Origin of the sequence: Paractinoplanes bogorensis (assembly GCF_018829635.1) — a bacterium.
Lineage (GTDB): Bacteria > Actinomycetota > Actinomycetes > Mycobacteriales > Micromonosporaceae > Actinoplanes > Actinoplanes bogorensis.
Genome location: NZ_JAHKKG010000010.1, coordinates 405,413 through 428,188, shown reverse-complemented (window position 1 = coordinate 428,188; position 22,776 = coordinate 405,413). Strand labels below are relative to the sequence as shown.

Below are 22,776 nucleotides of genomic sequence, written 5' to 3'. Positions count from 1 at the left end.
CTACCGCTCCTCCAGCAACCGGCCGAATCCGGAGATCCGATCAGTGAATCCGTTCTGGCGCAACGCGTGCCAGAACGTCACGGCGTTGATCGCCAGGACCGGCTTGCCCAGCCGCGCCTCGAGGTCGGCCGCCACCGACACGGCCGGCAGGTTGGTGCCGGCCTGCACGAGGGCGTCCACCTGGGACGAGTTGACGGCCCGGAAGGCCCGCTCCACCTCGTCCAACGGCACTTCGGCGATCGAGGTGGCGGACGGGCACTTGAGCCCGAGCACGGTCTCGACCTCGAAGCCGAGCCCCTCGAAGAACTGCCGCACCTGCTCGTCGCCGACCGGTTGGTACGGGGTGATCACCCCGATCCGGCGGGCGCCGAGCTCGCGCAACGCCGCCCCGCAGGCCGCGGCGCCGGTGGCCGGGGTCAGGCCGCAGCGCTCCTGCACCCAGGCGGTGAACTTCTCGCTGCCCTCGACGCCACCCCAGAACGTCTCGGCCGACATCCCCATGATCATGCCGTCCGGCTTGACCGTCATCACCCGGTCGATGGCGCCGCCGAGTTCCAGGCGTAGCTCCTCGAGGAACTGCTCGAAGCGCTCGTCACCGGCCAGGCTCTCGTTGCGCATGTGGATCCGGCCGGCGTGCACCGAGATGCCGGGCGGGCGCATGAGGTTGTACTCGTCCTCGACCACCGTGTTGGTGGACGGCACGATCACGCCGAACACGGCGCGGGGGGCGAGGGTGGTCGTCAAAGGGTGCTCCCGGTGAAAGTGAGGTGCTGGTCCACCACGGCGGCCGTGGTGGCGGGGGTGGCGTCGGCGACACGGGCGTGCGGCAGCAGCTCGCGCACCCGGTCGAGGTCGCGGGCCAGCGGGTCGCCGGCGGTGCGCAGCAAAAGCGTGGGCGTGACCGGGCCGGGCGGCTGGCGCTCGACGGCATAGGTGAGCACGGCCCGATAGAGGACGTCGTACGTGGTGGCGCCGCGCAGCAGGTCGGCCGTCCACGCGGTGGCCCGGTCGCGGTCGTGGCCCTTGGCCCAGGCCCGTAGCACGTGGTGGCCGTCGGGGTCGGGCGTGAGGTCGGGCAGATAGGCGTCCAGGTCGAGGTGCGCGAAGGCCGAGCCCAGGGGCAGCCCGTCGAGGATGAGGTGACGCACCCGGTCCGGGTGGCGGCGCTGCCACAGCAGGGCGAGCAGCGCTCCGGAGTGGATGCCGAGGACGTCCACCTCGGCCAGGTCGAGTTCGGTGGCGAAGGCTTCGATCCGGTCCGCGTACGACTCACAACCGGCCCGGTCGACGCCGAGCGGGACCGAGCGGCCGTGCCCCGGGTAGTCGACGGTCAGCACGGGCCGGGTCCGGCCGAGCTCCTCGGCCAGCGGCACGACCTTCGTGCTGGATCCGGGCGCGGGCGGCAGCACGATCAGCGGGCGCCCACCGTGGTGCCAGCCGGCCGTCCGGTAGTGCACACCACCGGCGTAGCCCACGGCGCCGATGCGGTTGCCGAGGGCTGCCGCCGTACGGGAAACGGGGTTGATCTGCGAAAGACCGGCCACCGACCAAGCCGGCAGTTCGACCGCTCCGCCCGGGTCGAAGGGCTCGTGGGACGGGGTGAACGACGGACGGCCCAGGACGTCGGCGACCACCTCGTTGAGGTCGGCCGGCGTGCCGTCGACAAAGGGGCGCATCCGCCACCAGGTGTCGATCAGGTGACCGACCCCCGGTGGCGGCACCGGCGCCGTTGCCGGAGTCGTGCCCCGAGCCACCCACCGGTTAGGACCGCTGAGATGAGCCACCACGCGTGCCCCGTACCCGAGCCCCGCTGTCGGAGCCCCGGCCAGACCGAGTGTCTCCAGCACCTCGGCCACCGTCCGCGCCGCGGAGGACGCCGGGGCGGAAGAAGCCGGAACAGTGGTGCCGCCGTGCCCCGGTAGATCGATGGTGACCACTCGGAAGCGATCGGCCAGCCGGACGGCCATTGGCGCCAGGGCGGCGGACGAGCCGGGGGAGTCGTGCAGCAGTATCAGCGGCGGTAGGCCGGCGTGCCCGAAGACCCGCACGTGGACCGCGCCCTCGCCGACGGTCACATAGCCGGGAACCCCGGCTCGGACAGCCGGTTCCGGACGCGGTCGCGCGATCACCCCTGCTCCTCCCGCACCCGGATGCCGGCCTCGAGGCCGCCGGTGTCGTCGCCGGCCAGCTGCACCGACTTGATCTCGAGGTAGGCCTCGAAGCCGTAGACGCCCAGCTCGCGGCCGAAGCCGGACTGCTTGTACCCGCCGAACGGCGACACCAGGTTGGTCTTGGCCCCGTTGACGTCGATCCGGCCGGTGCGCAGCTGCTTCACGTAGGGCAGGGCGGCCTGCTCGTCGGCCGCCCACACCGCGCCGTGCAGGCCGAAGATGGAGTCGTTGGCGATGGCCACGCCCTCGTCCGGGGTGTCGTAGCCGAGGATCGACATGACCGGGCCGAACACCTCCTCCTGGGCGATCCGGTCGCCCGGCTTGACCCCGGCGAACACGGTCGGCTTGACGAACCATCCCCGGTCGATGCCGTCGGGGCGGCCCAGGCCACCGGCCACCAGCTTCGCGTCCGAGTCGATCGCGCCGCCGATGTACTCCTGCACCCGGTCGAAGCAGGCCCTGTTCTGCTGCGGGCCCAGGTCGGTGTCGCTCGACGCCGGGTCGCCGCTGCGGTACTGAGCAGCCTGGTCGGCCGCGATCTCGGCCGCCTCGGACATGCGGTCGTCCGGGACGAGCATCCGGCTCCAGGCCAGGCAGGCCTGCCCGGAGTTGAAGTAGGCCTGATCGACCGTGGTCCGCACGGCCTTCTCGAAGTCGGCGTCGGGCAGGATCAGGCTGGCACTCTTGCCACCGAGCTCGAGGTGCATGCGCTTGACCGTCTCGCTGGCCGCCGCGAACACCTGCCGGCCGGCCCGGGTCGAACCGGTCATCGACACCATGTTGACCAGCGGGTGCCGCGAGATGGCCTCGCCCACCACCGGGCCCGTACCGCAGACGATGTTGAACACGCCGTCGGGCAGGCCGGCCTCCTGGAAGATCTCGGCCAGCATGTACGCGGTCAGCGGCGTGTACTCGCTCGGCTTGAGCACGATCGTGCAGCCCGCGGCCAGGGCCGGGGCCAGCTTGGCCATGACCAGCTGGATCGGGAAGTTCCAGGGGCTGATCGCGCCGACGACGCCGACCGCCTCCTTGAGGATCAGCGAGTTGGCGATGTGGTCGTCCCAGGTGAAGGTGCGCAGGATGTCGACGTGCGACTTGAGCACGTTGAGCGGGAAGCCGACCTGCGCGCTGAGCGAGATCTTGTCGGGCGCGCCGACCTCGGCCGTGATCGTCTCGGCCAGGGCCTTGCCCTGCCGTTCCATGCCCTCGACGGCGCGGGCCAGGACGGCCGCCCGGTCGGCCGGGGTGGTGGCCGACCAGGCCGGGAAGGCGGCGACGGCGACCCGGACGGCCCGGTCGACGTCCTCGGCCGTGCCCGCCGGCACCCGGCCCAGCAGCTGCTCGGTGGTCGGGTTGATCAGATCGATGACACCGTCGGACGCCGGCGCGACCTGCTTGCCGTCGATCCAGTGGTAGAGGCGGGAGTACGTGGTCATGAGCGCCTTCCGTTCTGTTCTTCCGATGGTGCCGAGACCATGGCCGCCAGCACGGCCGGCTCGGTGAGTCCGTCGCCCGGCAGTTCGGCCACGAGCGCGCCCCGATCGAGCACCAGGACGCGGTCGCACAGCTCGATGAGCTCGGGCAGGTCGGTGGTCACGACCAGGACGCCGATCCCGGTCGCGGCGAGTTCGCGGACCCGCTGGTGGATCTCGGCGCGGGCCCGCACGTCGACGCCGGCGGTGGGGTCGTGCAGCAGCAGTGCCGCGCAGTCACGGGCCATCCAGCGCGCGAACACCGCCTTCTGCTGGTTGCCGCCGGACAGCGCGGAGATCGGCCGGCCGAGCGCGCCGTCGAGCCGCACGGCTGCGGTCAACGCGCGCACGGTGGCGGTCTCCCGCTTCGGGGCGGGCACACCCCATTTCCCGTACGCGGGCAGGTTGCTGATGCTCACGTTGGAGCGGACGTCGTGATTGGGCAGCACGGCCAGCGCCCGGTTGCCGGGCACGTAGGCCACCCCGGCCCGCACGGCGCGCACCCGGTCTCCGGACGGAAGAGCCTTCTCCCGTACGGTCACCGTCCCGCCCGTCCGACCGTCGATGCCCGCCACCATGGCCATCACCTCGTCCGCGCCCGAGCCGGAGAGCCCGGCCAGGCCGACGATCTCGCCCGCGCCGACCCGGAACGACACGCCCTGCAGAGGCCCACCGGTCAGGTCCTCGACCGTCAGCACGGTCGAGCCGGCCACGGCGGCCGCGGCGGGCCGGGGCGGCACCGCGTGCGACAGCTCGTCGACCGGGCTGACCAGCGAGACGAGCGTAGCCCGGTTGATCTTGTCTTTCGGCAGATCGGCGACGACCCGGGCGTCGCGGACCCCGGTGACCGCGTCGGCGACCTGCTCGATGTCGTCGAAACGGTGCGAGACGTACAGGAACGCGACCCCGGTGCCGGCGATGGTGCGTACCGCGGCCAGGATCGCCCCGGCCTCCTGGGGTGCCAGCGCGGCCGTCGGCTCGTCCAGGATGACCAGCCGGGCGTCGCGGGCCAGGGCCCGGGCCACCATGACCAACCGCCGGTCGACCGGGCTGAGCGAGGTGACCGGGGCGTCCGGGTCGAACGCGGCACCGAGCCGGTCGAGGGCGCGGACGGCCATCTGCCGGGAGCGGCGGGCGCTGACGAAGCCGGCCCGCCGCGGCTCGTTGCCCAGCACCACGTTGTCGGCCACGCTCAGGTTGGGCGCGAGCCGCATCTCCTGCGGCACCAGGGCGATGCCGGCCGCGATGGCGTCGACGGGGCGCCGGAAGGTCACCGGCGCCCCGTCGATGCGCATCTCGCCGTGCTCCGGGGTCAGCGAGCCGGCGATGAGCTGCATCAGCGTCGACTTGCCGGCGCCGTTGGGTCCGACCACGCCGCGTACCTCGCCCGCCCCGAGTGCCAGGTCGGCCTGGCTGATCGCCACCATCGAGCCGAACTGCTTGTGCAGCCCGCTCGCGGTGAACCAGGCGCTCATCGGGCCACCTGGCGCCGGGTCAGCAGGAACACCGCGGTCAGCAGCACCAGGCCCTGCAGGAACTGGCTGAGCCAGCTCGGGTAGTTCATCATCGTCACGCCGGTGGTGACGCAGGCCAGGAAGACCGCGCCGAGCAGCGCCCCGCCCACGTTGAAGCGCCAGCCCCGGCCCAGCGACAGGCTCAGGTAGGCGGCGGCGTAGGCGGCCAGCAGCAGCGCCGCCCCCGGGTCGGGGTAGTACTGGCCCGCGGTCGAGGTGAGCAGCACCCCGGCCACGCCGGCGCAGGCGCCGCTGATGGTGAAGCCGATCAGCTTGGACAGCCGCACGTTGACCCCGGCGATACGGGCCGCGTCCGGGTTGTCGCCGATCGCCGCCGCCTGCCGGCCGAACACCGAGTAGCGCAGCACCGCCCCGATGACCAGCAGCACCAGGCCGATGACGATCAGGTTGACCGGCACGCCGAGGAAGCGGGTCAGTGTGAGGTCGAGGTACTCGTCCGGGATGCCCTCGAACACGGTCTGGTAGGCGATCGCCTGCATCACGCCCTGGATGATCGAGCCGGTGGCCAGGGTGCCGATGAACGACGGCACCCGCAGATAGCCGACCAGTACGCCGTTGACCGCGCCGAGCAGCAGGCCGAGCGCGACGCCGTAGAAGACCGCCGACCAGACCGTGGCGTTGAACAGCACCAGCGCCTGGACGGTCAGCGCGCCGCTGGCGCCGGCGATGGAGGCGAACGACAGGTCGAACTCCCGCATCGCCAGCACCACGCACAGCCCGCCGAGCACGATGAGCAGTGGTGCGTTCTGCTGCAGCAGGGAGCGGCCGTTGCTCACCGTGAAGAACGCGCCGGGCCGGGCGATCGTGAAGAACGCGACGGTCAGGACGAACACGCCGGGCAGGATCCACCGCTCCCACGACGGCCCGTTCCAGAGCCGGGTGCCCGTGGAATCCTTCGCGCGGGGCGGGGCCTCCGGACGCGCGTCGCTGTCCACTGTCATCGCTGGTGCTCCTTCTTCCTGCGCGGGTCTCAGGCCGCGCCGTACTTGGTGGTCCAGCTGTCGAAGAACGGCTTGCTGATCTCGGTCAGCAGGTAGACGGCGGCGCCCTTGGCCGGCGCGTTGGTCTTGTCGATGATCTGGTAGGTCAGGGCCTGGTCGGCCGGGATCTCGGTCGGGATCGGGGTGTTGCTGACCCACAGCGCCAGCAGCGCGTCGATGGCCAGGAAGCCGGCCTTGGCGGTGCCGTCCGAGGTGGCGACGATGGCCTGGCCGCTGCGGACCGCGTCGAGGGCCGAGCTGATCGCGCCGAAGCTGTAGATCGGCACCTCGCGGCCGGTCTGCTTGAGCGCGGGGGCGATCGCCTGCGGGCCGATGTCGAGGGCGGCGTAGAAGGCGCTCAGGTCGGGGTTGGCGTTGAGGAAGCTGGATGCCGCCTTGGTCTGGCCGTTGAAGATGTCGGCCACCGGCGCGTTGGCGGTCTGCAGCACGTTGAAGCCGTACTGGCCCTTCTGCGCCTCGAGGGCGGCCATCACCTGGTCGATGCCGTAGTAGCCCTGCACAGCGATCGGGGCGATCTTGGCCTTGTCGCCCAGGTCCTTACCCATCCGCTCGAGCAGGAGCTTGGCCTCCTCGGCCTGGTCGGGGGCGTACTCGGCGGTGATGTTGGGGTTCGGGGTGCCCTGGTAGCCGACGCTGAGCACCGGGATGCCGGCTGCCTTGGCCTGGGCCAGCTGCGCGGCGATCAGGCCGCTGGCCACGAACACGGTGAGGATCGCGTCGACCTTCTGCGAGATCAGCGACTGCATCGTGCTCTGCATGGCCTGCTGGTCGCCGTTGGAGTCGGTGACGACCACCTTCCAGCCGAGCGCGTCGGCCGCGGCCTTGATGCCCGCGAGGGTCTCGACCTGGCCCTCGCCGTCGCCCTGGGACTGCCAGATGCCCAGGGTCTTGGCCGGGGCCTTGATCTTGTTGGTGACCACCGGCTGCTCGGCCGCGGCCGGGGCGGCGGGCTCGGCGGCCCGGGTGCAGGCGGTCAGCAGCAGGGGGGCCACCAGCGCCGCGGCGACCAGTCGAAGTTTTCGGGTACGGCTCATGGGTTCTCCCAAGGGGTGAGCAGAAACCGGGAAGGAAGATCGGGCGGCGTGTGGAGCGACGCCGGGAAATCTCAATTTGTGAGGAGCGGCCTGCCGCAAAGTGAGAACTGCGGTGTGGCACGGACCATAACCATGCCGCGAGAAGCTGGTCAAGAGGTTGCCGTTACGACCTCGTGTCCGCCGGTAACGGAACCGTATCGCCAGCTCGTGGGCCACTTTCCGGGAATCCGGCCGATTGACGGCCGCGCCGGGGCGTGCCTATGGTTTCCCGCATCTGAATAGAAACTTTCTCATCTCACGAGAATTGGTGAGGTATGAGCTCCACTTCCGATCACATCTCCGCTCTCCCGTCCCAGGCCGGCCCGGACACCGTCGTCGTGCTGGGCCTCGGTCCGGTCGGTTCGGTCGCCGCGCTCGCCCTGGCCGTCCGCGGGATCACCGTCATCGCCCTGGAGAGCGACCACGAGCAGTACGCGAACCCGCTCGAGTCGCGCGCCTCGACGTTCCACCCGCCGACGCTGGAGATGCTGGACGAGCTCGGCGTCACCGACGAACTGCTCGGCACCGGCCTGCGCGCCCCCACCTATCAGCACCGGGACCGGCGGGACGGGGTGGTGGCCGGCTTCGACCTCGCCCTGCTGGCCGGGGACACGCGTTATCCGTTCCGGTTGCAGAGCGAGCAGAGCAACCTGGTGCGCATCGTGCGCCGGAGACTGGGCGAGTTCCCGCACGTCCGGGTGGTGAGCGGGGCCGAGGTGACCGCGGTGCGCCAGGACGCGTCCGGGGTCGAGCTGACCCTGCCGACCGGCACCCTGACCGCGCAGTGGGTGGTCGCGGCCGACGGCAGCAACAGCATCGCCCGCCGTGACCTGGACATCGGCTTCGACGGCATCACGTATCCCGAGCGGTTCCTGGTCGCCAGCACCACCACCGACCTGGCCGAGCTGCTCGACGATCTGGCCTACGTCAACTACGTGTCCGACCCCGACGAGTGGCTCGTGCTGCTGCGCACCCCCCGGCACTGGCGGGTGCTGTTCCCGATCGAGGACGGCGCCGATCTCGACCGCGTGCAGGACCCGGCCGAGATCGCCCGGCGCCTGCAGGGCGTGGCCGAGTACCCGCCCGGCTACGACGTCACCCACACCACGCTCTACAACGTGCACCAGCGGGTGGCCGCGACCTTCCGGGACCGGCGGGTGCTGCTCGTCGGCGACGCCGCGCACATCAACAACCCGCTCGGCGGCATGGGCATGAACAGCGGCATCCACGACGCCGTCGCCGCGGTGAAGGCGCTGGAGGCGACGTTCGGAGGTGCGTCCGAGGCCCTCGACGAGTTCGCCGAGACCCGGCGCACGGTCGCGCTGGAATACGTGCAGAAGGCGACCCACCGCAACTGGCAGACCATGCAGGAGCGCGATCCGGCCGTCCGGGCCGAGCAGCACGAGCGCCTGCGCGCCATCGCGGCCGACCCGGTGCGGGCCCGCGACTACCTGCTGGAGGCGGCCATGCTCGCGCCGGCGCGACCCGTGCCCGCGACATGACGAGTGCGGACGAGGCGTACCGGCGCGGGTCGTTCGGCGGGGCCCAGCGCCCGGGGGAGCGGCCGGCCCTGATCGTGGTCGACCTCAACCTCGGCTTCACCGACCCGGCGTCGCCGCTGTCGTGCGCGACCGGCCCGGCCGTCGAGGCGGTGGCCGAACTGCTGGACGCCGCGCGGACGGCCGGACGCCCGGTGGTCTACACGACCATCGCGTACGACGAAGCGGGCGAGCGCACGGCCCACGCGTTCATCGCCAAGTCGCCCAACCTGTTGCTTCTGCGGCCCGGGTCCCGCCTCACCGAGATCGACCCGCGGATCGCGCCCCGGCCGGGCGAGGCCGTGCTGAGCAAGCTGTTCGCGTCGGCGTTCGCCGGCACCACCCTGGCCGCGCTGCTGACCGCCGAACGCTGCGACAGCGTCGTCATCACCGGCGCCTCCACCTCGGGCTGTGTGCGGGCCACCGCGGTCGACGCGCTGCAGCACGGCTACAGCGTGGTCGTCGCCCGCGACGGGGTGGCCGACCGGGCCACCGACGCCCACGAGGCGTCGCTGCGCGACCTGCAGGCCAAGTACGCCGACGTGGTCGACCAGGCCACGGCTCGGTCCATGCTTTCCTAAGGAGACGTCCGATGGTGCAAGCAGCAGTGCTGCCCGCGATCGGCAGCCCGCTCGTGGTCGAGGAGCTGACCCTGGCCGCGCCGGGCCGCGGCGAGGTCCGGCTCGACCTCGCGTACGCCGGGGTCTGCCACTCCGACCTGTCGGTCATCGACGGTGTCCGGCCCCGCCCGGTCCCGATGGCACTGGGCCACGAGGCCAGCGGCGTGGTCGCCGAGATCGGACCCGGGGTCACCGACCTGGCGCCGGGCGACCACGTGATCTGCACATTCGTGCCGGCCTGTGGTGCCTGCCCGCCGTGTGTGAACGGCCGTCCCGCACTGTGCGAGCCGGGGGCAGCCGCCAACACCGCGGGCACGCTGCTGCGCGGTGCCCGCCCGTTCCGCCGGGCCGACGGCTCCGAGGTGCACCAGCACCTGGGCGTGTCGGCGTTCGCCCGGCAGACCGTGGTGTCGCGCGAGTCGCTGGTCCAGGTGGACAAGGACCTGCCGCTCGACGTGGCCGTGCTGTTCGGTTGCGGCGTGCTCACCGGTGCGGGGGCGGTGCTCAACGCGGCCCCGGTGCGGCCGGGGAGCTCGGTGGCGGTGCTCGGGCTGGGCGGGGTCGGGCTCAGTGCCCTGCTGGCGGCGGTGGCGGCCGGGGCGTACCCGGTGCTGGCGGTGGACGTCCGCGAGGACAAGCTCGAACTGGCCCGCTCCCTGGGGGCCCACCACACGCGCCGGGCCGACGTGGATTCCGGTGAGCGCTACGAGACCGTCATCGAATGTGCCGGGAACGAGCGGGTGCTGGCCCAGGCGTACGCGATGACCGCCCGCGGCGGCACCACGGTGACCGTCGGCCTGCCCCACCCCGACCGGCAGCTGAGCATCCCGGCCGTCTCACTGGTGGCCGAGGAACGCACGCTGCGCGGCTCCTACCTCGGTTCGGCCGTGCCCGCCCGTGACATCCCGCGCCTGATCGGCCTGTACCGGGCCGGGCTGCTCCCGGTCGACCGGCTGGTCTCCCGCGTGTACCCGCTGGCCGGGATCAACGACGCGTTCGACGCCCTGCGGGCCGGTGAAGTGGCCCGCGCCCTGATCAACCTGGAGGACCAGTGACCCTCGACCTGTTCACCCGCCCCGGCATCGACGTGGTGGCCGGCGCCGGCAGCCCGCTCGAGGCCCGGCTGATCGAGAAGGCCGGCTTCGAGGCGATCTACGTCAGCGGGTACGCCGTCTCGGCCGCCATGCACGGCCGCCCCGACATCGGCATCTACGACGCCGCCGAGAACGCCGCGAGCGTGGCCGCCATCCGCGCGGTCACCGACCTGCCGCTGATCGTGGACGCCGACACCGGCTACGGCGACGTCGTCAATGTGCGTGACACCGTGCGCCGCCTCGAACTGGCCGGGGCCGCCGCCGTGCAGATCGAGGACCAGCACTGGCCCAAGAAGTGCGGGCACATGGCGGGAAAGCGGGTGGTCGGGACCGACGAGGCCGTACGCCGGATCGCCGCCGCCGTGGCCGGCCGCCGCGACCCGGGCACCGCGATCATCGCCCGCACCGACGCCCGGGCCACCCACGGCCTCGACGAGGCGCTGCGCCGGGTCGCCCTCTTCCGCGCGGCCGGCGCCGACGTCTGCTTCGTCGACGCGCCGCAGAGCGAGGACGAGCTGCGCGTCATCGGTGAGCTCGCCGCGGGTGGCCCGCTGATGGTCAACATGTCCGAGAGCGGGCTGACGCCGATCCTGCCCGCCGCGACGCTGGGGGAGATGGGCTACAGCGTCGTCATCTATCCCACCGCGGCGATCCGGGCCGGGGCGGCGGCCGCGCTCGAGGTGCTCCGCGGGCTGCGCCGTACGGGCGACACTCTCGGGGCCGCGCATGTGGTGATGTCGCTCGACGACCTCAACGACGTGGTCGGCCTGGGTGAGCTCGCGGCCTTCGAGGACAAGGTCGCCGGATGACCGGGCAGACCCTCACCGCCAAGGTGCTGCGGGCGCACGGCGTCGGGGACGTGACGCCCGGGGCGTACGGGCTGCTGGACGTTGATCTGCTGATGTTGAACGACGTATCAGGGGCGGTGGCGCTCAAGGAGTTCGCGCGGATGGGCGCCGAGCGGGTGTTCGACCCGGCCCGGGTGGCCTGCGTGGCCGACCACTTCTGGCCGGCCAAGGACATCCGCAGCGCCCACCAGGTGCGGCTGCTGCGCGAGTTCGCCGACGCCCAGGGCATCGCGGACTACTGGGAGACCGGGGCCACCGTGGACTCCGGGATCGAGCACGCGCTGCTGGCCGAGCAGGGCCGGGTGCTGCCGGGCCGGGTCGTCGTCGGCGGTGACTCGCACACCTGCACGGCCGGGGCACTGGGCGCCTTCGGCACCGGCGTCGGGTCGACCGACGTGGCCGCCGTGCTCGCGCTCGGGCAGCTGTGGATCCGGGTGCCCGAGGCGCACCGGGTCACCTTCGCCGGCACACCTGGGCGCTTCGTGACCGGCAAGGACCTCGCGCTGGCGCTGCTGCGGCACGGCGGGGTGAGCGGTTCGACGTACGCCTCGGTCGAATACGCCGGCGAGGCGCTCACGCGCACCTCGGTCGACGATCGGATGGCCCTGTGCAACATGGCCGTGGAGGCGGGCGCCAAGACCGGCATGGTGGCCGCCGACGACGTGACGCTCGACTGGCTGGAACCCCGCCTCGGGCACCGGCCGGACGCGGTGGCCGCCGACCCGGACGCCGCGTACGAACGGGAGGTCACCATCGACGTGTCGGACATGCCGCCGCTGATCGCCGCGCCGTGGAGCCCCGGAAACGTGCGCACAGTCGACGAGGTCGGCTCGGGCGTACGAGTTCATCAGGTCTACGTCGGCAACTGCGCCAACGGCACGATCAGCGACCTGCGGGCCCTGGCCACGGTGATGCGCGGCCGCACGGTGGCCAAGGGCACCCGGCTCGTGGTGGTGCCGGCCACCCAGCGCACGTATCGGCAGGCTCTGGCCGAGGGCGTGGTGGCGACCCTGCTCGACGCCGGGGCGATGCTTTCCCCACCCACGTGCGGCGCCTGCTTCGGCGGCCACACCGGCATCCTGGACGACGGGGAGGTCGCGGTGGCCACCACCAACCGCAACTTCGTCGGGCGTATGGGCCACCCCGGCTCGCGCGTCTACCTGGCCAACGCGTGGGTGGCCGGCGCGGCCGCCGTCACCGGCGAACTGACCGACCCGGCGGTGCTCGTATGAAGGCCATGACCGGCGGCGTGGTCCGCATCGGCGACGACGTCGACACCGACATGATGGTGCCGGGCGCCTACCTCAACGTGACCGACCCCGAGCTGCTGGCCCCGCACCTGCTCGAGGCCTACGACCCGGCGGTGACGGCACGCATCGGGCCCGGGACGATCCTGGTCGCCGGGCGCAACCTCGGCCTGGGCTCGTCGCGCGAACACGCACAGCTCGCCCTGCGCGGCCGGGGCGTGCAGGCGGTGATCGCGGAGAGCTTCGCGCGCATCTTCTTCCGCAACTGCGTCAACCTGGGCCTGCCGGTGATCGAGCACCCTTCGGCGGCGCGGGCCCTGCGCGACGGGGCTTCGGTCACGGTCGACCTGGCCCGGGGCCGCCTCGCCAGTGAGGGCACCGAGTGGACGATCCCGCCGGCGCCGCCGTTCATCGCCGAGCTGGTCGCGGCGGGCGGCCTCGTGCCGTGGGTGCGCGAGCGCCTGGCCGGCTCGGAGCCGCGCCGACCCACCACGTAGTGGTCGTCGACGCAACCACCGGGCCACCGGCCGCCTCGTCCTATCGGCTCATTTCCAAGGCCTTGCGGTCCCAGCCGCCCAGATCGGCGGCGCCCGCGTAGGTCGTGCGCAGAAACTCCAGCACCGTCGCGCCGGGATCGGCCGAGTCGGCTGCCACCTCGTACGGGAGCAGGCATTCCTTCAGGGTGTGGTCATAGAACCGGCCGGTGCGCTCGGCATAACCGGGAGGCTCCGGATAGGCATACGCGTAGAACGCTCCTTCCGTGCCGCCCCCGGGCCAGAAACCGAAACTGGCCAGCTCGTGTGAATAGCCCTCCTGCATCACCCACGGCGGGCAGTTCGGGGCGCCACCCGGGTGAATCGGCGCGACCCGGCCGGAAAAGCGTGTGTAGGCGAGGTCCATCGCACCCCAGAAGAAATGCACCGGGCTCGCCTTGCCCACGAACTCGGACCGGAACTGTTCGAGCACCCGTTGCGCCTGCAGCATCTGGCGCCAGAACCGTTGCACGGCTTCACCGTCGTACGAGAAATGGGTCTCGTCCTCGGCGAAGGGAATGGCCGCCTCGACCTCGTTGGGCGACGCGTGGATCCGCGGTTCGATGCCCAACGTGGAGAGTGCTTCCATCGTTTCGCCGTAGAAGGTGGCCACCGATTTCGGTTCGAGCGTGACCTCGCGGGCCCGGCCGTCGCTGCTGCGAATATGCAGGCGATGGTCGAGGAAATCAAAATCAAGGGTGAAGACCGTTTCCCCGTACGGAATGGCCGACGTGCTCAGCCCGCGCGCGCCGGGATAAAGCGTGCAGTGCCACCAATGGTTGACCGGCGGCGCGTAGGCCATGCGCACCTTGCCCACGATCTGCGTCCACATGTGCAGGGTGTCGCGGGTTTCGGTCCAGTCGGCCACCCGCAGGCGCGGCCACGTCATCAGCTCGCCGCTTTCACGATGACCTCGGCCACCGCGGCCGGCGAAGAGGCCGGGATGGCGTGCGACGCCCCGGGCAGTTCCACGCTGATCCGGGCACCGGCGCGCTCGGCCATGAAACGGTGCGCGGCGAGCGGGATGTTGTAGTCGAGTTCGGGATAGACGAACCAGGACGGCACGGTTTTCCAGGCCGGTTCGCCGGAGCCCTCGTTGAGCGCCGTGGTGTTGAGCGGGCGCTGGGTGGCGGCGTCGATCGCGGCGCGTTCGGGCGTGAGGTCGGCCGCGAACTGCTGGTGGAACTTCTCGGGCCGGATGTAGAGGTCGACCGTCCCGTCCGGCAGGGGCACCTCGCGCAGCGTCTCGCCCAGGGTGCTGCCGGGGAATTTTCCGGACAGCGCGCCGATGCTCTCCCCGGCCTCGGGCGCGAACCCGGCGACGAACACCAGCGCCCGCACGTGGTCGTGCCCGACGGCGGCGTTCGAGATGACCGCGCCCCCGTACGAGTGGCCGACGAGCACGACCGGCCCGCTGATCGTGGCGAGCAGGCTGGAGACGACGGCGGCGTCGCCGGTCAGGCTGCGCAGCGGGTTGGGCGCGGCGACGACCGGGTAGCCCGGCAGGCGCTCGATCACCCCGCTCCAACTGGCCGACTCGGCGAAGGCCCCGTGGACGAGGACGACGGTGGGTTTCATGGTGGCGATTCGACACCGTGTTGTGGGAACCGGGTCAATCCGCGGCGGTCAGGGCGAGCAGGATGCGGGCCAGCTCGGAGCGGTCATGTGACGTGATCTTGTCGAGTCGCCGGTCGAACTCGGCGGCGAGCACGGCCAGGGCGCGGTCGCGGGCCGCCACCCCGGTGGGAGTCAGCTCGAGCCGGTGTCGGCGCAGGTCGGCGTCGTCGATCTCGCGCCGCAGAAAACCCAGGGCGACCAGATTCCGTACGTACGCGGTCATGCTCGCCTTGGAGATGACGAGCGTGGACGCGAGCTCGGCCGGGTAGGGCGACGTCGCCACCTCGGCCAGCACGAAGAACTCCTTGGTGTCCAGCCCGAGCTCGGCCAGGTCGGCGGTGCACGCGTCCAGCACCACGGTGAGCAGGCGGTGGTTCAACCTCCACAGACCTGCGGCATCAACCGACATGTGATCAATTCTAGGCCGGTGGCAACTAGTACGGTTTCGAACTATCGTGATTCCGTACGGAAACGAAAGGGGTTGTTCCATGCACGTCGAAATCCCGCGGGGACCGATCACGCTCGCCGCCGAACTGCACCTGCCCCACGAACTCGACGCGTCGGCCCCGCTGAGCGCCGTCGTGCTGTCCACGCCCGGCAGCAGCGTGAAGGAGCAGATCGGCGCCAACTACGCTTCCCGGCTGGCCGCGCACGGCATCGCGGCCCTCGTGTTCGACCCGGCCCACCAGGGCGAGAGCGGCGGCGAGCCCCGTGACCTGGAGGACCCGTACCGGCGCAGCGAGGACATCTCGTACGCGATCGACGCCCTCACCGCGCTCCCCGGCATCGACCCGCAGCGCATCGGCGTGCTCGGCATCTGCGCCGGCGGCGGCTACGCGATCTTCACCGCCCGCACCGACCACCGCATCAAAGCGGTCGGCGCGGTCGACCCGGGCGAGATCGGCGCCTCGTTCCGCGGGTTCCAGGCCGACGGCCCGGCGGCCGCGCTCGACGCCCTGGCCGAGGCACGCCTCGAAGAGGTCCGCACCGGCGAACTGAGCCGCGAGCAGTGGCTGCCCGACACCATGGGCGACGCGGTCGCGGCCGGGGTCACCGACGTCGACCTGCTGCAGGCGATCACCTACTACCGCACCGGCCGGGGCCGTCACGAGCGCTCGACCAACCGCCGGCTGACCCGCGGCGACTCGCTGCTGATCGGGTTCGACGCGTTCCACCTGGTCGACCAGCTCATGACCCAGCCGCTGCAGCTGGTGCTGGCCGAGCATCTGGAGGGCACCGGGTTCGACACGGCGGCCGAGCGGCTGTGGAAGCTGGCCCCGAACCCGGTCGACCGCCTGGTGGTCCCGGACGCCCGGCACTACGAGATGTACGACGTCCCGGAATACGTGGACGCCGCCGTCGACCGGCTAGCCGGCTTCTACGCGAGCCACCTCTGAGGCGATCGCCCGGCCCAGATCCTCGGTCCGGGCGGCGCCGCCGAGATCGGGGGTGAGCTGCGTGCCCGCGGTGAGCACCGACTCGACGGCGGCCACGATCGCGGCGGCGGCGCGCGGCTGCCCGAGGTGTTCGAGCATCAGCGCGCCGCACCAGATCTGGCCGATCGGGTTGGCGATGCCGCGGCCCGCGATGTCCGGGGCCGAGCCGTGCACCGGCTCGAACAGGCTGGGGAAGGTCCGCTCGGGGTTGATGTTCGCGCTCGGCGCCACCCCGAGCGTGCCGGTCAGCGCGGGGCCGAGATCCGAGAGGATGTCGCCGAACAGGTTGCTGGCCACGATGACGTCGAACTTCCCCGGGTCGAGCACCAGATGCGCGGTGAGCGCGTCGATGTGGAACTGGTCGACCCGCACCTCGGGCCGGCGCTCGGCGGCCTGCCGCATGCGCTCGTCCCAGTAGGGCATCGAGATCGAGATGCCGTTGCTCTTGGTCGCCGAGGTGAGATGCCGGGCCGGGCGGCGGGCGGCCAGATCCAGCGCGTACGCCTGCACCCGATCGACCCCTACGCGGGTCATGACGGTCTGCTGCACCACGAGTTCGCGCTCGGTGCCCTCGAACATCCGCCCGCCGATGCTCGAGTACTCGCCCTCGGTGTTCTCCCGCACCACGATGAAGTCGATGTCACCGGCCTGCCGTCCGGCCAGCGGGCTCGGCACACCCGGCAGCAACCGGCACGGGCGCAGGTTGACGTACTGGTCGAAGCCGCGCCGGAACTGCAGCAGGCTGCCCCACAGCGACACGTGGTCGGGCACCACCTCGGGCCAGCCGACCGCGCCGAAGAAGATCGCGTCGTACGGCCGCAGCAGGTCGAACCAGTCGTCCGGCAGCATCGTGCCGTGCCGGGTCCAGTAGTCGGCGCTGGCGAAGTCGAACCACTCGAACTCCAGCGGCACGCCATGAAGCGAAGCCGCCGCTTCGAGCACCCGGATGCCCTCGGGCACCACCTCACGCCCGATGCCGTCCCCCGGGATCACCGCAATTCTCGCCATGACTCAGTTCTCTCCTCGAACGGCGGGGTGGTGACAGGCGACCCGCTGACCGTCGCCCACCTCCAGCAGCAGGGGCGGTTCGGTCGTGCAGATCTCGGTCGCCTTCCAGCACCGGGTCCGGAAGCGGCAGCCCGACGGCGGGTCGACCGGGCTCGGCACGTCACCGGTCAGCACGATGCGCTCGCGCGCCCGTTCCCGTCGCGGGTCGGCCAGGGGCACGGCCGAGAGCAAGGCTTGCGTGTACGGATGTCGGGGCGCCTCGAAAAGTAGATCGGTGGGCGCTTCCTCGACCACCCCGCCGAGATACATCACGCCCACCGTGGCACTGGAATGCCGCACGACCGACAGGTCGTGCGCGATGAACAGGTAGGTCAGGCCGAACTCGTCCTGCAGGTCGGCCAGCAGGTTGAGCACCCCGGCCCGCACGCTCACGTCGAGCGCGCTGACCGGCTCGTCGAGCACGAGCACCTGCGGCTCGACGGCGAGGGCACGGGCGATACCGAGCCGTTGCCGCTGGCCTCCGGAGAACTCGTGCGGGAACCGGTCGGCCGCGGACGCGCCGAGTCCGACCATGGCCAGCAGATCCCGTACGCGTTCCCGCCGCCGCCCGGCGTGCAGGCCGTGGATGACCAGCGGCTCGGTCAGCATCTGCTCGACGGTCAGCCGGGGGTTGAGCGACGCGTACGGGTCCTGGAAGACCAACTGCACCAACCGCCGTACGGTCCGCAGCGGCACCCCGCCGGCCGGCCCGACGTCGGTGTCGCCCACCAGCACGCGGCCCTGGTCGGGGTCGGCCAGCCGGGCCACGCACCGGCCCAGGCTGGACTTGCCGCAGCCGGTCTCGCCGACCAGCCCGTACGTCTGGGCGGCGGGCACCGACAGGCTCACCCGGTTGACCGCCTGCACCGACTGATGTCCGCGCCCGAACAGCCCGCCGCCGATCCGGTAGTGCTTGGTCACGTCGGTGATGGTCAGGGCCGAGCTCATCGGGTCACCTCCGCCGCGATCTCGCCGGCGCGCACACATCGCGCCTTCTGGGTGGCGGAGACGGCGACCGGCTCCGGTTTGGCCCGGTCGCACCGGCCCGGTTCGGCGTGCGGGCAGCGTTCGGCGAAGCGGCAGCCGGGTGGCAGGGCGGTCGGTGCGGGCGGCTGCCCGGCGATCTGGTGCAGCCGGGCGCCCGGCACCCGCCGCTGCATGGCGGGCAGCGAGGCCAGCAGCCCCGACGTGTAGGGGTGAGCCGGAGTGTAGAAGATGTCCTCCACGCCGCCCTGTTCGATCTGGTCACCGCCGTACATCACAAGCACGCGATCGGCCAGCCCGGCCACCACCCCGAGGTCGTGGGTGATGAGCAACAGAGCGGCTCCCGTACGCCGTTGCACGTCACCGAGCACATCGAGCACCTGCGCCTGCACGGTGACGTCGAGGGCCGTGGTGGGCTCGTCGGCGATGATCAGGCGGGGCTCGTTGGCGATGCTCATCGCGATCATGACGCGTTGCCGCATGCCGCCGGAGAACTCGTGCGGAAACTGGGCCAGACGCCGTACGGGAGAAGGAATCCCGACCAGCTCGAGCAGCTCGGTGGCCCGCGTGGTCAGCTCGCGCCGGGTCGCCTGCCGCCGGTGCACCCGGATCGCCTCGGTCAGCTGGTCGCCGACGGTCATCACCGGGTTGAGGGCGGCCAGCGCGTCCTGGAAGACCATGGCGATCCGGCGGCCCCGGATGTCGCGCAGCCTGCGGTCGGAGAGACCGACGAGTTCCTGCCCTTCGAAGCGCACCGAACCGGAGACCCGGGCCGCCCGGGGCAGCAGGCCGAGGATCGCCATCGACGTCATGGTCTTGCCCGACCCCGACTCGCCGACGATGCCCAGCGTCTCACCGGGCTCGACCCGGAACGACAGTCCGTCGACGACATGGGCCGGACCGGCGTGTGTCTTGTAGTCGACCCGCAGGTCGGTGACCTCGAGCAGGGGTTCGTTCACAGCTGCCGTCCCCGCGGGTCGAGGGCGTCGCGCAGCCCGTCGCCGATGAAGTTCACGCACAGCACCGCGACCAGGATGAGCAGGCCCGGCGTGTAGAGCAGGTAGGCCTGGGGCGTGCCCAGATAGCCGGCCGCCTGGCTCAGCAGCGAGCCCCAGCTGGTCTGCGGCGGCTGCACGCCGTAGCCGAGGTAGCTCAGCGTCGACTCGGCGATGATCGCGGCCGCGACCGACAGCGAGATGCCGACCGCGATCACCCCGGCCAGGTTGGGCAGCAGGTGCCGGAAGATGATCCGGGCCCCGGAGGCGCCGATGCCGCGGGCCGCCTCGACGAACTCGCGTTCGCGCAGCGATAGCACCTGGCCGCGGACCACCCGGGCGATGTAGGTCCAGCCGAGCGCGGCCAGCACCAGCACGATCGTGATCATCGAGCTGCCGAACGCCTGCAGGGCCAGGGCCAGCACGGCGATGCCGGGCACGATCAGGAACAGGTCGGTCAGCCGCAGGATCGCCTCGCTGCCGATCCCGCCCAGATAGCCGGCCACCGCGCCGAGCAGGGTGCCGACGGCGGTGGACAGGATCGCCACGGCCAGGCCGATGGCCAGCGAGATGCGGCCCGCGTACATCAGCTCGGTCAGCTGGTCGCGCCCGAGCTCGTCGGTGCCCAGCCAGTGCGCGCCGGAGGGCGGGGTCGGGCCGAGGGCCAGATCCTGGTGGCCACGGGCGAACGGCGCGAGCCAGTCGGCGCCGAAGCAGGCGACCAGCAGCACGAACAGGATGATCAGCCCGGCCGCGGCCAGGCGGTGCCGCAGGAACCGGCGCAGGAAGCCGGGCCGGGTGGTGGCCGGCGCGCTCGTCGTCATCGCAGCCTCACCCGCGGGTCCAGAAGGGCGTAACCGATGTCGGCCAGCAGGTTGCACAGCACGATGGCCGCCGCGACCACCAGCATCCACGGCACCAGGACGAACACGTCGCCGGAACCGAGCGAGGCGAAGAACAGGCGGCCCATGCCGGGGATGGCGAAGATCTGCTCGGTGACCACGAGTCCTCCGATGAGCAGCGCCGCGTCCAGGGCGACGACGGTCAGGAACGGTGCGGCCGAGTTGCGCGCGGCGTGCCGCCAGATGACGCGGCGGCGCGGGACGCCCTTGGCCCGCGCCGTCCGCACGTAGTCGCTGGCCAGCGCGTCGAGCATCGACGAGCGGGCGAACCGGCTCCAGGTCGCGACCAGGGTGATCGAGACGGTGGCCACCGGCAGCACCAGATGACGCAGGTAGTCGAGGTCGAAGCCGGACTGTCCGTTCGAGTGCAGGCCGATGAAGTAGAGCGGCGGCTCGGCCAGCCCGAAGCGCTGGCGCGGCCCGACGGCCAGCAGGTCGATCAGCACCAGCCCGAACCAGAACGCCGGCAACGAGATGCCCACGTAGGCCAGGCCGGTGAAGAAGTGGTCGGCGCCGGAGTACTGCCGTACGGCCGAGTAGACGCCGACCAGCGCGGCCAGGACGGTGGCGACCGCGATGCTCCAGAACGCGAGCTGCGCGGTCGGCCACAACGCGTGCACGATCATCGAGCGCACGTCTTCGCCCGTACGGCTGCTGCTGCCCCAGTCACCACCGGCGAACGCCCGTAGCCAGAGCCAGTACTGCTCGGGCAGGGAACGGTCCAGGCCCTGCTGCTCGATCGCGCGCTGCACGGCCTGCGGGTCCTGGGACTGCCGCAGCTTGGCCACCGGGTCGAAGGTCTTGCGGACGGCCCAGAAGAGCACCATCGAGGCGATCAGCAGGACCGGCACGCTCACCACGAGACGGCGCAGGACGTAGCGGACCATCAGCTTGCGATGCCCCACTGCTCCAGGTTCCAGAAGGGACCCTCGACCGGGTTGATGGCCAGCGGTCCGCCGACCTTGTCGGCCCAGAGCAGCACCAGCGGCACGGTGTCGAGCGGCAGCGAGAGCGCGTCCTTGGCGATGACCGCGTCGGCCTGTTTGGCCGCCTCGGTGCGGGCGGGCACCTCCAGCGTGGTGTCGACCTTCTCGAGCAGCCCGTCCAGCCCGTCGGCCTTGGCCCGGATGAAGTTGATGCCGGAGAAGCCGTTGGCGTCGCTCGGGATGTTGGCCGAGTTGAAGGTCGCGCTCAGCGTCGGGTCGGGGAAGGTGTCGACCAGCGACCACAGCCCGGCCTGGTAGGCGCCCTTCGGAGTGATCTTGCTGAACAGGTTGGCCGGGGTCTCGGTCTTGACGCTCATCGCGAAGCCGGCCGTCTTGAGCTGCTCCTGCAGGATCTGCACCATCAGGTCGCGGCGCTTGTTGGCGGCCAGGCTGACCATCGTGAACTCGGCGCGCTGGCCGCTCTTGGCCCACACGCCGTCGGCGCCCTTGGCCCAGCCGTCCCCGGTCATCAGCGAGTCGACCTGGCCCAGGTCCAGCTGGTAGGCCGAGAAGTCCTGACCCGCGTAGGCGCCGACGATCGGGGTGTTGAAGCTCTGCGCGACCTGGGTGACGCCGAGCCCGCCGTAGATGCGCTGGACGATGGCCTTGCGGTCGATCGCGTACGAGAAGGCCTGCCGCACCGCCGCCGAGTCGAACGGGGCGGCCGCGTTGTTGAACCAGACCGCCTCGAGGCTGCCGCTCTGCGGATCGACCTGCGACTGGATGCCGGGCAGGCCGGCCTTGATCTGGTTGATCGCGTCGAGCTGGGGCGACGGGTAGAGCGCGTCGACCTGGCCGCTCTTGAGGGCCTGGAAGGCGGCCGAGGTGTCCGGCAGGAAGCTGAAGGTGACCTTGTCCAGCTTGGGTTTGTCGCCCCAGTACTTGTCGTTGGGTACCAGCGTGACCGAGGTGCCCTTCTGCCAGCTCGCGATCTTCCACGGGCCACCGCTGAACGAGTAGCCGTCCTTCATGATCGCGGCGCGGTCCTTGCCCTCGAGCAGGTGGGCCGGCAGCACGCCGTAGACGCTGAACAGGCTGCGCCAGCCCGCGTACGCGCTCTTGAGGGTCACCACCGCGGTGGCCGCGTCGGGGGTGTCGACCTTCTCGATGCGGTCGTAGCCGGTCTTGTCGAAGATGTCGTCGCCGTCGCGGATCTGCAGCGCCGTGTACTTCAGGTCGGCCGAGCTGATCGGTTTGCCGTCCGACCACACGGCCTTCGGGCTGATCTTGTAGGTGATGACCTGCTTGCCGCCCTGCATGGTGGCCTGCGGCTCGCCGGCCATCATGTCCGACGGCACCGGCGCCCACACCCCGCCGACCTTGCGGGTGTCGAAGACCTGGGGGATGGTCGGCACCTGCATCGTGTAGGTGCCCCAGATGGCCCCGGCGCAGGTCGCGATCCAGTCGGCACAGTCCGGCTCCTGCTCGGCGCCGATGACCAGCGAACCACCCTGGGTGACCGGCCGGGCTGAAGGCGCGGCGGACCGGTCGGTGACGGCGCCGCCGCCGGTGGAGCAGGCCCCCAGCGCGACCAGCGAGACGGCGGCTATCCAAACGCGCGGCTTCATGCGCGGAAGAAGATGAGAACTCGACATGGCTGCACTCCTCAACGTACGCGGCTGGCGGAGCGGATCGGTGCGAATCCCCGTCCGGACGTGGCGGGTGTGCCGAGCGTAG

At 71.5% G+C, this 22,776-nt stretch carries 22 protein-coding genes; 7 read left to right on the top strand and 15 right to left on the bottom strand.

What is annotated here, in order from left to right; translation table 11 throughout:
- From KOI35_RS32125 to KOI35_RS32100, 6 genes are read right to left on the bottom strand one after another with little or no spacing between them, the layout of a single operon-like run.
- Entirely contained in the window at positions 1–744 is a 744-nt protein-coding gene (locus KOI35_RS32125) for a maleate cis-trans isomerase family protein (protein WP_246614069.1), read from the bottom strand.
- Positions 741–2,129, bottom strand: coding sequence for an alpha/beta fold hydrolase (locus tag KOI35_RS32120; RefSeq protein ID WP_215792413.1), 1,389 nt, complete (start codon positions 2,127–2,129; stop codon positions 741–743). Before KOI35_RS32120 ends, KOI35_RS32125 begins: the two co-directional genes overlap by 4 nt.
- Entirely contained in the window at positions 2,126–3,607 is a 1,482-nt protein-coding gene (locus tag KOI35_RS32115) for an aldehyde dehydrogenase family protein (RefSeq protein WP_215792412.1), read from the bottom strand. The genes KOI35_RS32120 and KOI35_RS32115 overlap by 4 nt, the downstream gene beginning before the upstream one ends.
- Positions 3,604–5,118, bottom strand: coding sequence for a sugar ABC transporter ATP-binding protein (locus KOI35_RS32110; protein ID WP_215792411.1), 1,515 nt, complete (start codon positions 5,116–5,118; stop codon positions 3,604–3,606). Before KOI35_RS32110 ends, KOI35_RS32115 begins: the two co-directional genes overlap by 4 nt.
- Positions 5,115–6,119, bottom strand: coding sequence for an ABC transporter permease (locus KOI35_RS32105; RefSeq protein WP_215792410.1), 1,005 nt, complete (start codon positions 6,117–6,119; stop codon positions 5,115–5,117). Before KOI35_RS32105 ends, KOI35_RS32110 begins: the two co-directional genes overlap by 4 nt.
- Positions 6,120–6,148: 29 nt before the next feature.
- A complete protein-coding gene (locus tag KOI35_RS32100) occupies positions 6,149–7,213 on the bottom strand; it encodes a sugar ABC transporter substrate-binding protein (RefSeq protein ID WP_215792409.1) in 1,065 nt (354 codons plus the stop codon).
- A 314-nt stretch (positions 7,214–7,527) separates the two neighbouring features.
- Here KOI35_RS32100 and KOI35_RS32095 point away from each other — a divergent pair, with 314 nt between their 5' ends.
- Genes KOI35_RS32095 through KOI35_RS32070 form a run of 6 tightly spaced genes read left to right on the top strand, consistent with a single transcriptional unit; the run spans position 7,528 to position 13,096 of the window.
- Positions 7,528–8,754, top strand: a complete 1,227-nt coding sequence (locus tag KOI35_RS32095) for an FAD-dependent oxidoreductase (RefSeq protein WP_215792408.1) — start codon at positions 7,528–7,530, stop codon at positions 8,752–8,754.
- Entirely contained in the window at positions 8,751–9,371 is a 621-nt protein-coding gene (locus KOI35_RS32090; RefSeq protein WP_215792407.1) for an isochorismatase family protein, read from the top strand. The genes KOI35_RS32095 and KOI35_RS32090 overlap by 4 nt, the downstream gene beginning before the upstream one ends.
- An 11-nt stretch (positions 9,372–9,382) precedes the next feature.
- Positions 9,383–10,465 (top strand): alcohol dehydrogenase catalytic domain-containing protein, encoded by a 1,083-nt coding sequence (locus KOI35_RS32085; RefSeq protein ID WP_215792406.1) that lies wholly within the window; start codon positions 9,383–9,385, stop codon positions 10,463–10,465.
- Positions 10,462–11,313: an isocitrate lyase/PEP mutase family protein gene (locus tag KOI35_RS32080; protein WP_215792405.1), complete on the top strand. Its 852-nt coding sequence runs from the start codon at positions 10,462–10,464 to the stop codon at positions 11,311–11,313. Before KOI35_RS32085 ends, KOI35_RS32080 begins: the two co-directional genes overlap by 4 nt.
- On the top strand, positions 11,310–12,584 hold the full coding sequence (locus KOI35_RS32075; protein WP_215792404.1) for an aconitase/3-isopropylmalate dehydratase large subunit family protein: 1,275 nt from the start codon (positions 11,310–11,312) through the stop codon (positions 12,582–12,584). Before KOI35_RS32080 ends, KOI35_RS32075 begins: the two co-directional genes overlap by 4 nt.
- Positions 12,581–13,096, top strand: coding sequence for a LeuD/DmdB family oxidoreductase small subunit (locus KOI35_RS32070; RefSeq protein WP_215792403.1), 516 nt, complete (start codon positions 12,581–12,583; stop codon positions 13,094–13,096). The genes KOI35_RS32075 and KOI35_RS32070 overlap by 4 nt, the downstream gene beginning before the upstream one ends.
- 40 nt (positions 13,097–13,136) lie before the next feature.
- Here KOI35_RS32070 and KOI35_RS32065 read toward each other — a convergent pair whose 3' ends face one another.
- Genes KOI35_RS32065 through KOI35_RS32055 form a run of 3 tightly spaced genes read right to left on the bottom strand, consistent with a single transcriptional unit; the run spans position 13,137 to position 15,158 of the window.
- The gene (locus KOI35_RS32065) at positions 13,137–14,021 is read right to left on the bottom strand and encodes a DUF5996 family protein (RefSeq protein WP_215792402.1); all 885 of its coding nucleotides are present in this window, start codon (positions 14,019–14,021) and stop codon (positions 13,137–13,139) included.
- Complete coding sequence (locus KOI35_RS32060) at positions 14,021–14,710, bottom strand: alpha/beta fold hydrolase (RefSeq protein WP_215792401.1); 690 nt, start codon at positions 14,708–14,710, stop codon at positions 14,021–14,023. Before KOI35_RS32060 ends, KOI35_RS32065 begins: the two co-directional genes overlap by 1 nt.
- Before the next feature lie 34 nt (positions 14,711–14,744).
- Positions 14,745–15,158 carry a MarR family winged helix-turn-helix transcriptional regulator gene (locus KOI35_RS32055; RefSeq protein ID WP_215792400.1) on the bottom strand — a complete coding sequence of 138 codons (414 nt, stop codon included), beginning with the start codon at positions 15,156–15,158 and terminating at the stop codon, positions 14,745–14,747.
- A 79-nt stretch (positions 15,159–15,237) separates the two neighbouring features.
- On the opposite strand from KOI35_RS32055, the gene KOI35_RS32050 reads away from it, so the two are divergent.
- Positions 15,238–16,146 (top strand): alpha/beta hydrolase, encoded by a 909-nt coding sequence (locus tag KOI35_RS32050; RefSeq protein ID WP_215792399.1) that lies wholly within the window; start codon positions 15,238–15,240, stop codon positions 16,144–16,146.
- Here KOI35_RS32050 and KOI35_RS32045 read toward each other — a convergent pair.
- Genes KOI35_RS32045 through KOI35_RS32020 form a run of 6 tightly spaced genes read right to left on the bottom strand, consistent with a single transcriptional unit; the run spans position 16,117 to position 22,667 of the window.
- Entirely contained in the window at positions 16,117–17,193 is a 1,077-nt protein-coding gene (locus KOI35_RS32045; protein ID WP_215792398.1) for a tartrate dehydrogenase, read from the bottom strand. The two genes, KOI35_RS32050 and KOI35_RS32045, sit on opposite strands and share 30 nt — an antisense overlap.
- A 3-nt stretch (positions 17,194–17,196) precedes the next feature.
- The gene (locus KOI35_RS32040; RefSeq protein WP_215792397.1) at positions 17,197–18,180 is read right to left on the bottom strand and encodes an ABC transporter ATP-binding protein; all 984 of its coding nucleotides are present in this window, start codon (positions 18,178–18,180) and stop codon (positions 17,197–17,199) included.
- Positions 18,177–19,175 (bottom strand): ABC transporter ATP-binding protein, encoded by a 999-nt coding sequence (locus KOI35_RS32035; protein WP_215792396.1) that lies wholly within the window; start codon positions 19,173–19,175, stop codon positions 18,177–18,179. The genes KOI35_RS32040 and KOI35_RS32035 overlap by 4 nt, the downstream gene beginning before the upstream one ends.
- Positions 19,172–20,035 (bottom strand): ABC transporter permease, encoded by an 864-nt coding sequence (locus KOI35_RS32030; RefSeq protein ID WP_215792395.1) that lies wholly within the window; start codon positions 20,033–20,035, stop codon positions 19,172–19,174. Before KOI35_RS32030 ends, KOI35_RS32035 begins: the two co-directional genes overlap by 4 nt.
- Complete coding sequence (locus tag KOI35_RS32025; protein WP_215792394.1) at positions 20,032–21,018, bottom strand: ABC transporter permease; 987 nt, start codon at positions 21,016–21,018, stop codon at positions 20,032–20,034. Before KOI35_RS32025 ends, KOI35_RS32030 begins: the two co-directional genes overlap by 4 nt.
- Positions 21,000–22,667 (bottom strand): ABC transporter substrate-binding protein, encoded by a 1,668-nt coding sequence (locus KOI35_RS32020; protein WP_215792393.1) that lies wholly within the window; start codon positions 22,665–22,667, stop codon positions 21,000–21,002. The genes KOI35_RS32025 and KOI35_RS32020 overlap by 19 nt, the downstream gene beginning before the upstream one ends.
- Between the last annotated feature and the right edge of the window lie 109 nt (positions 22,668–22,776).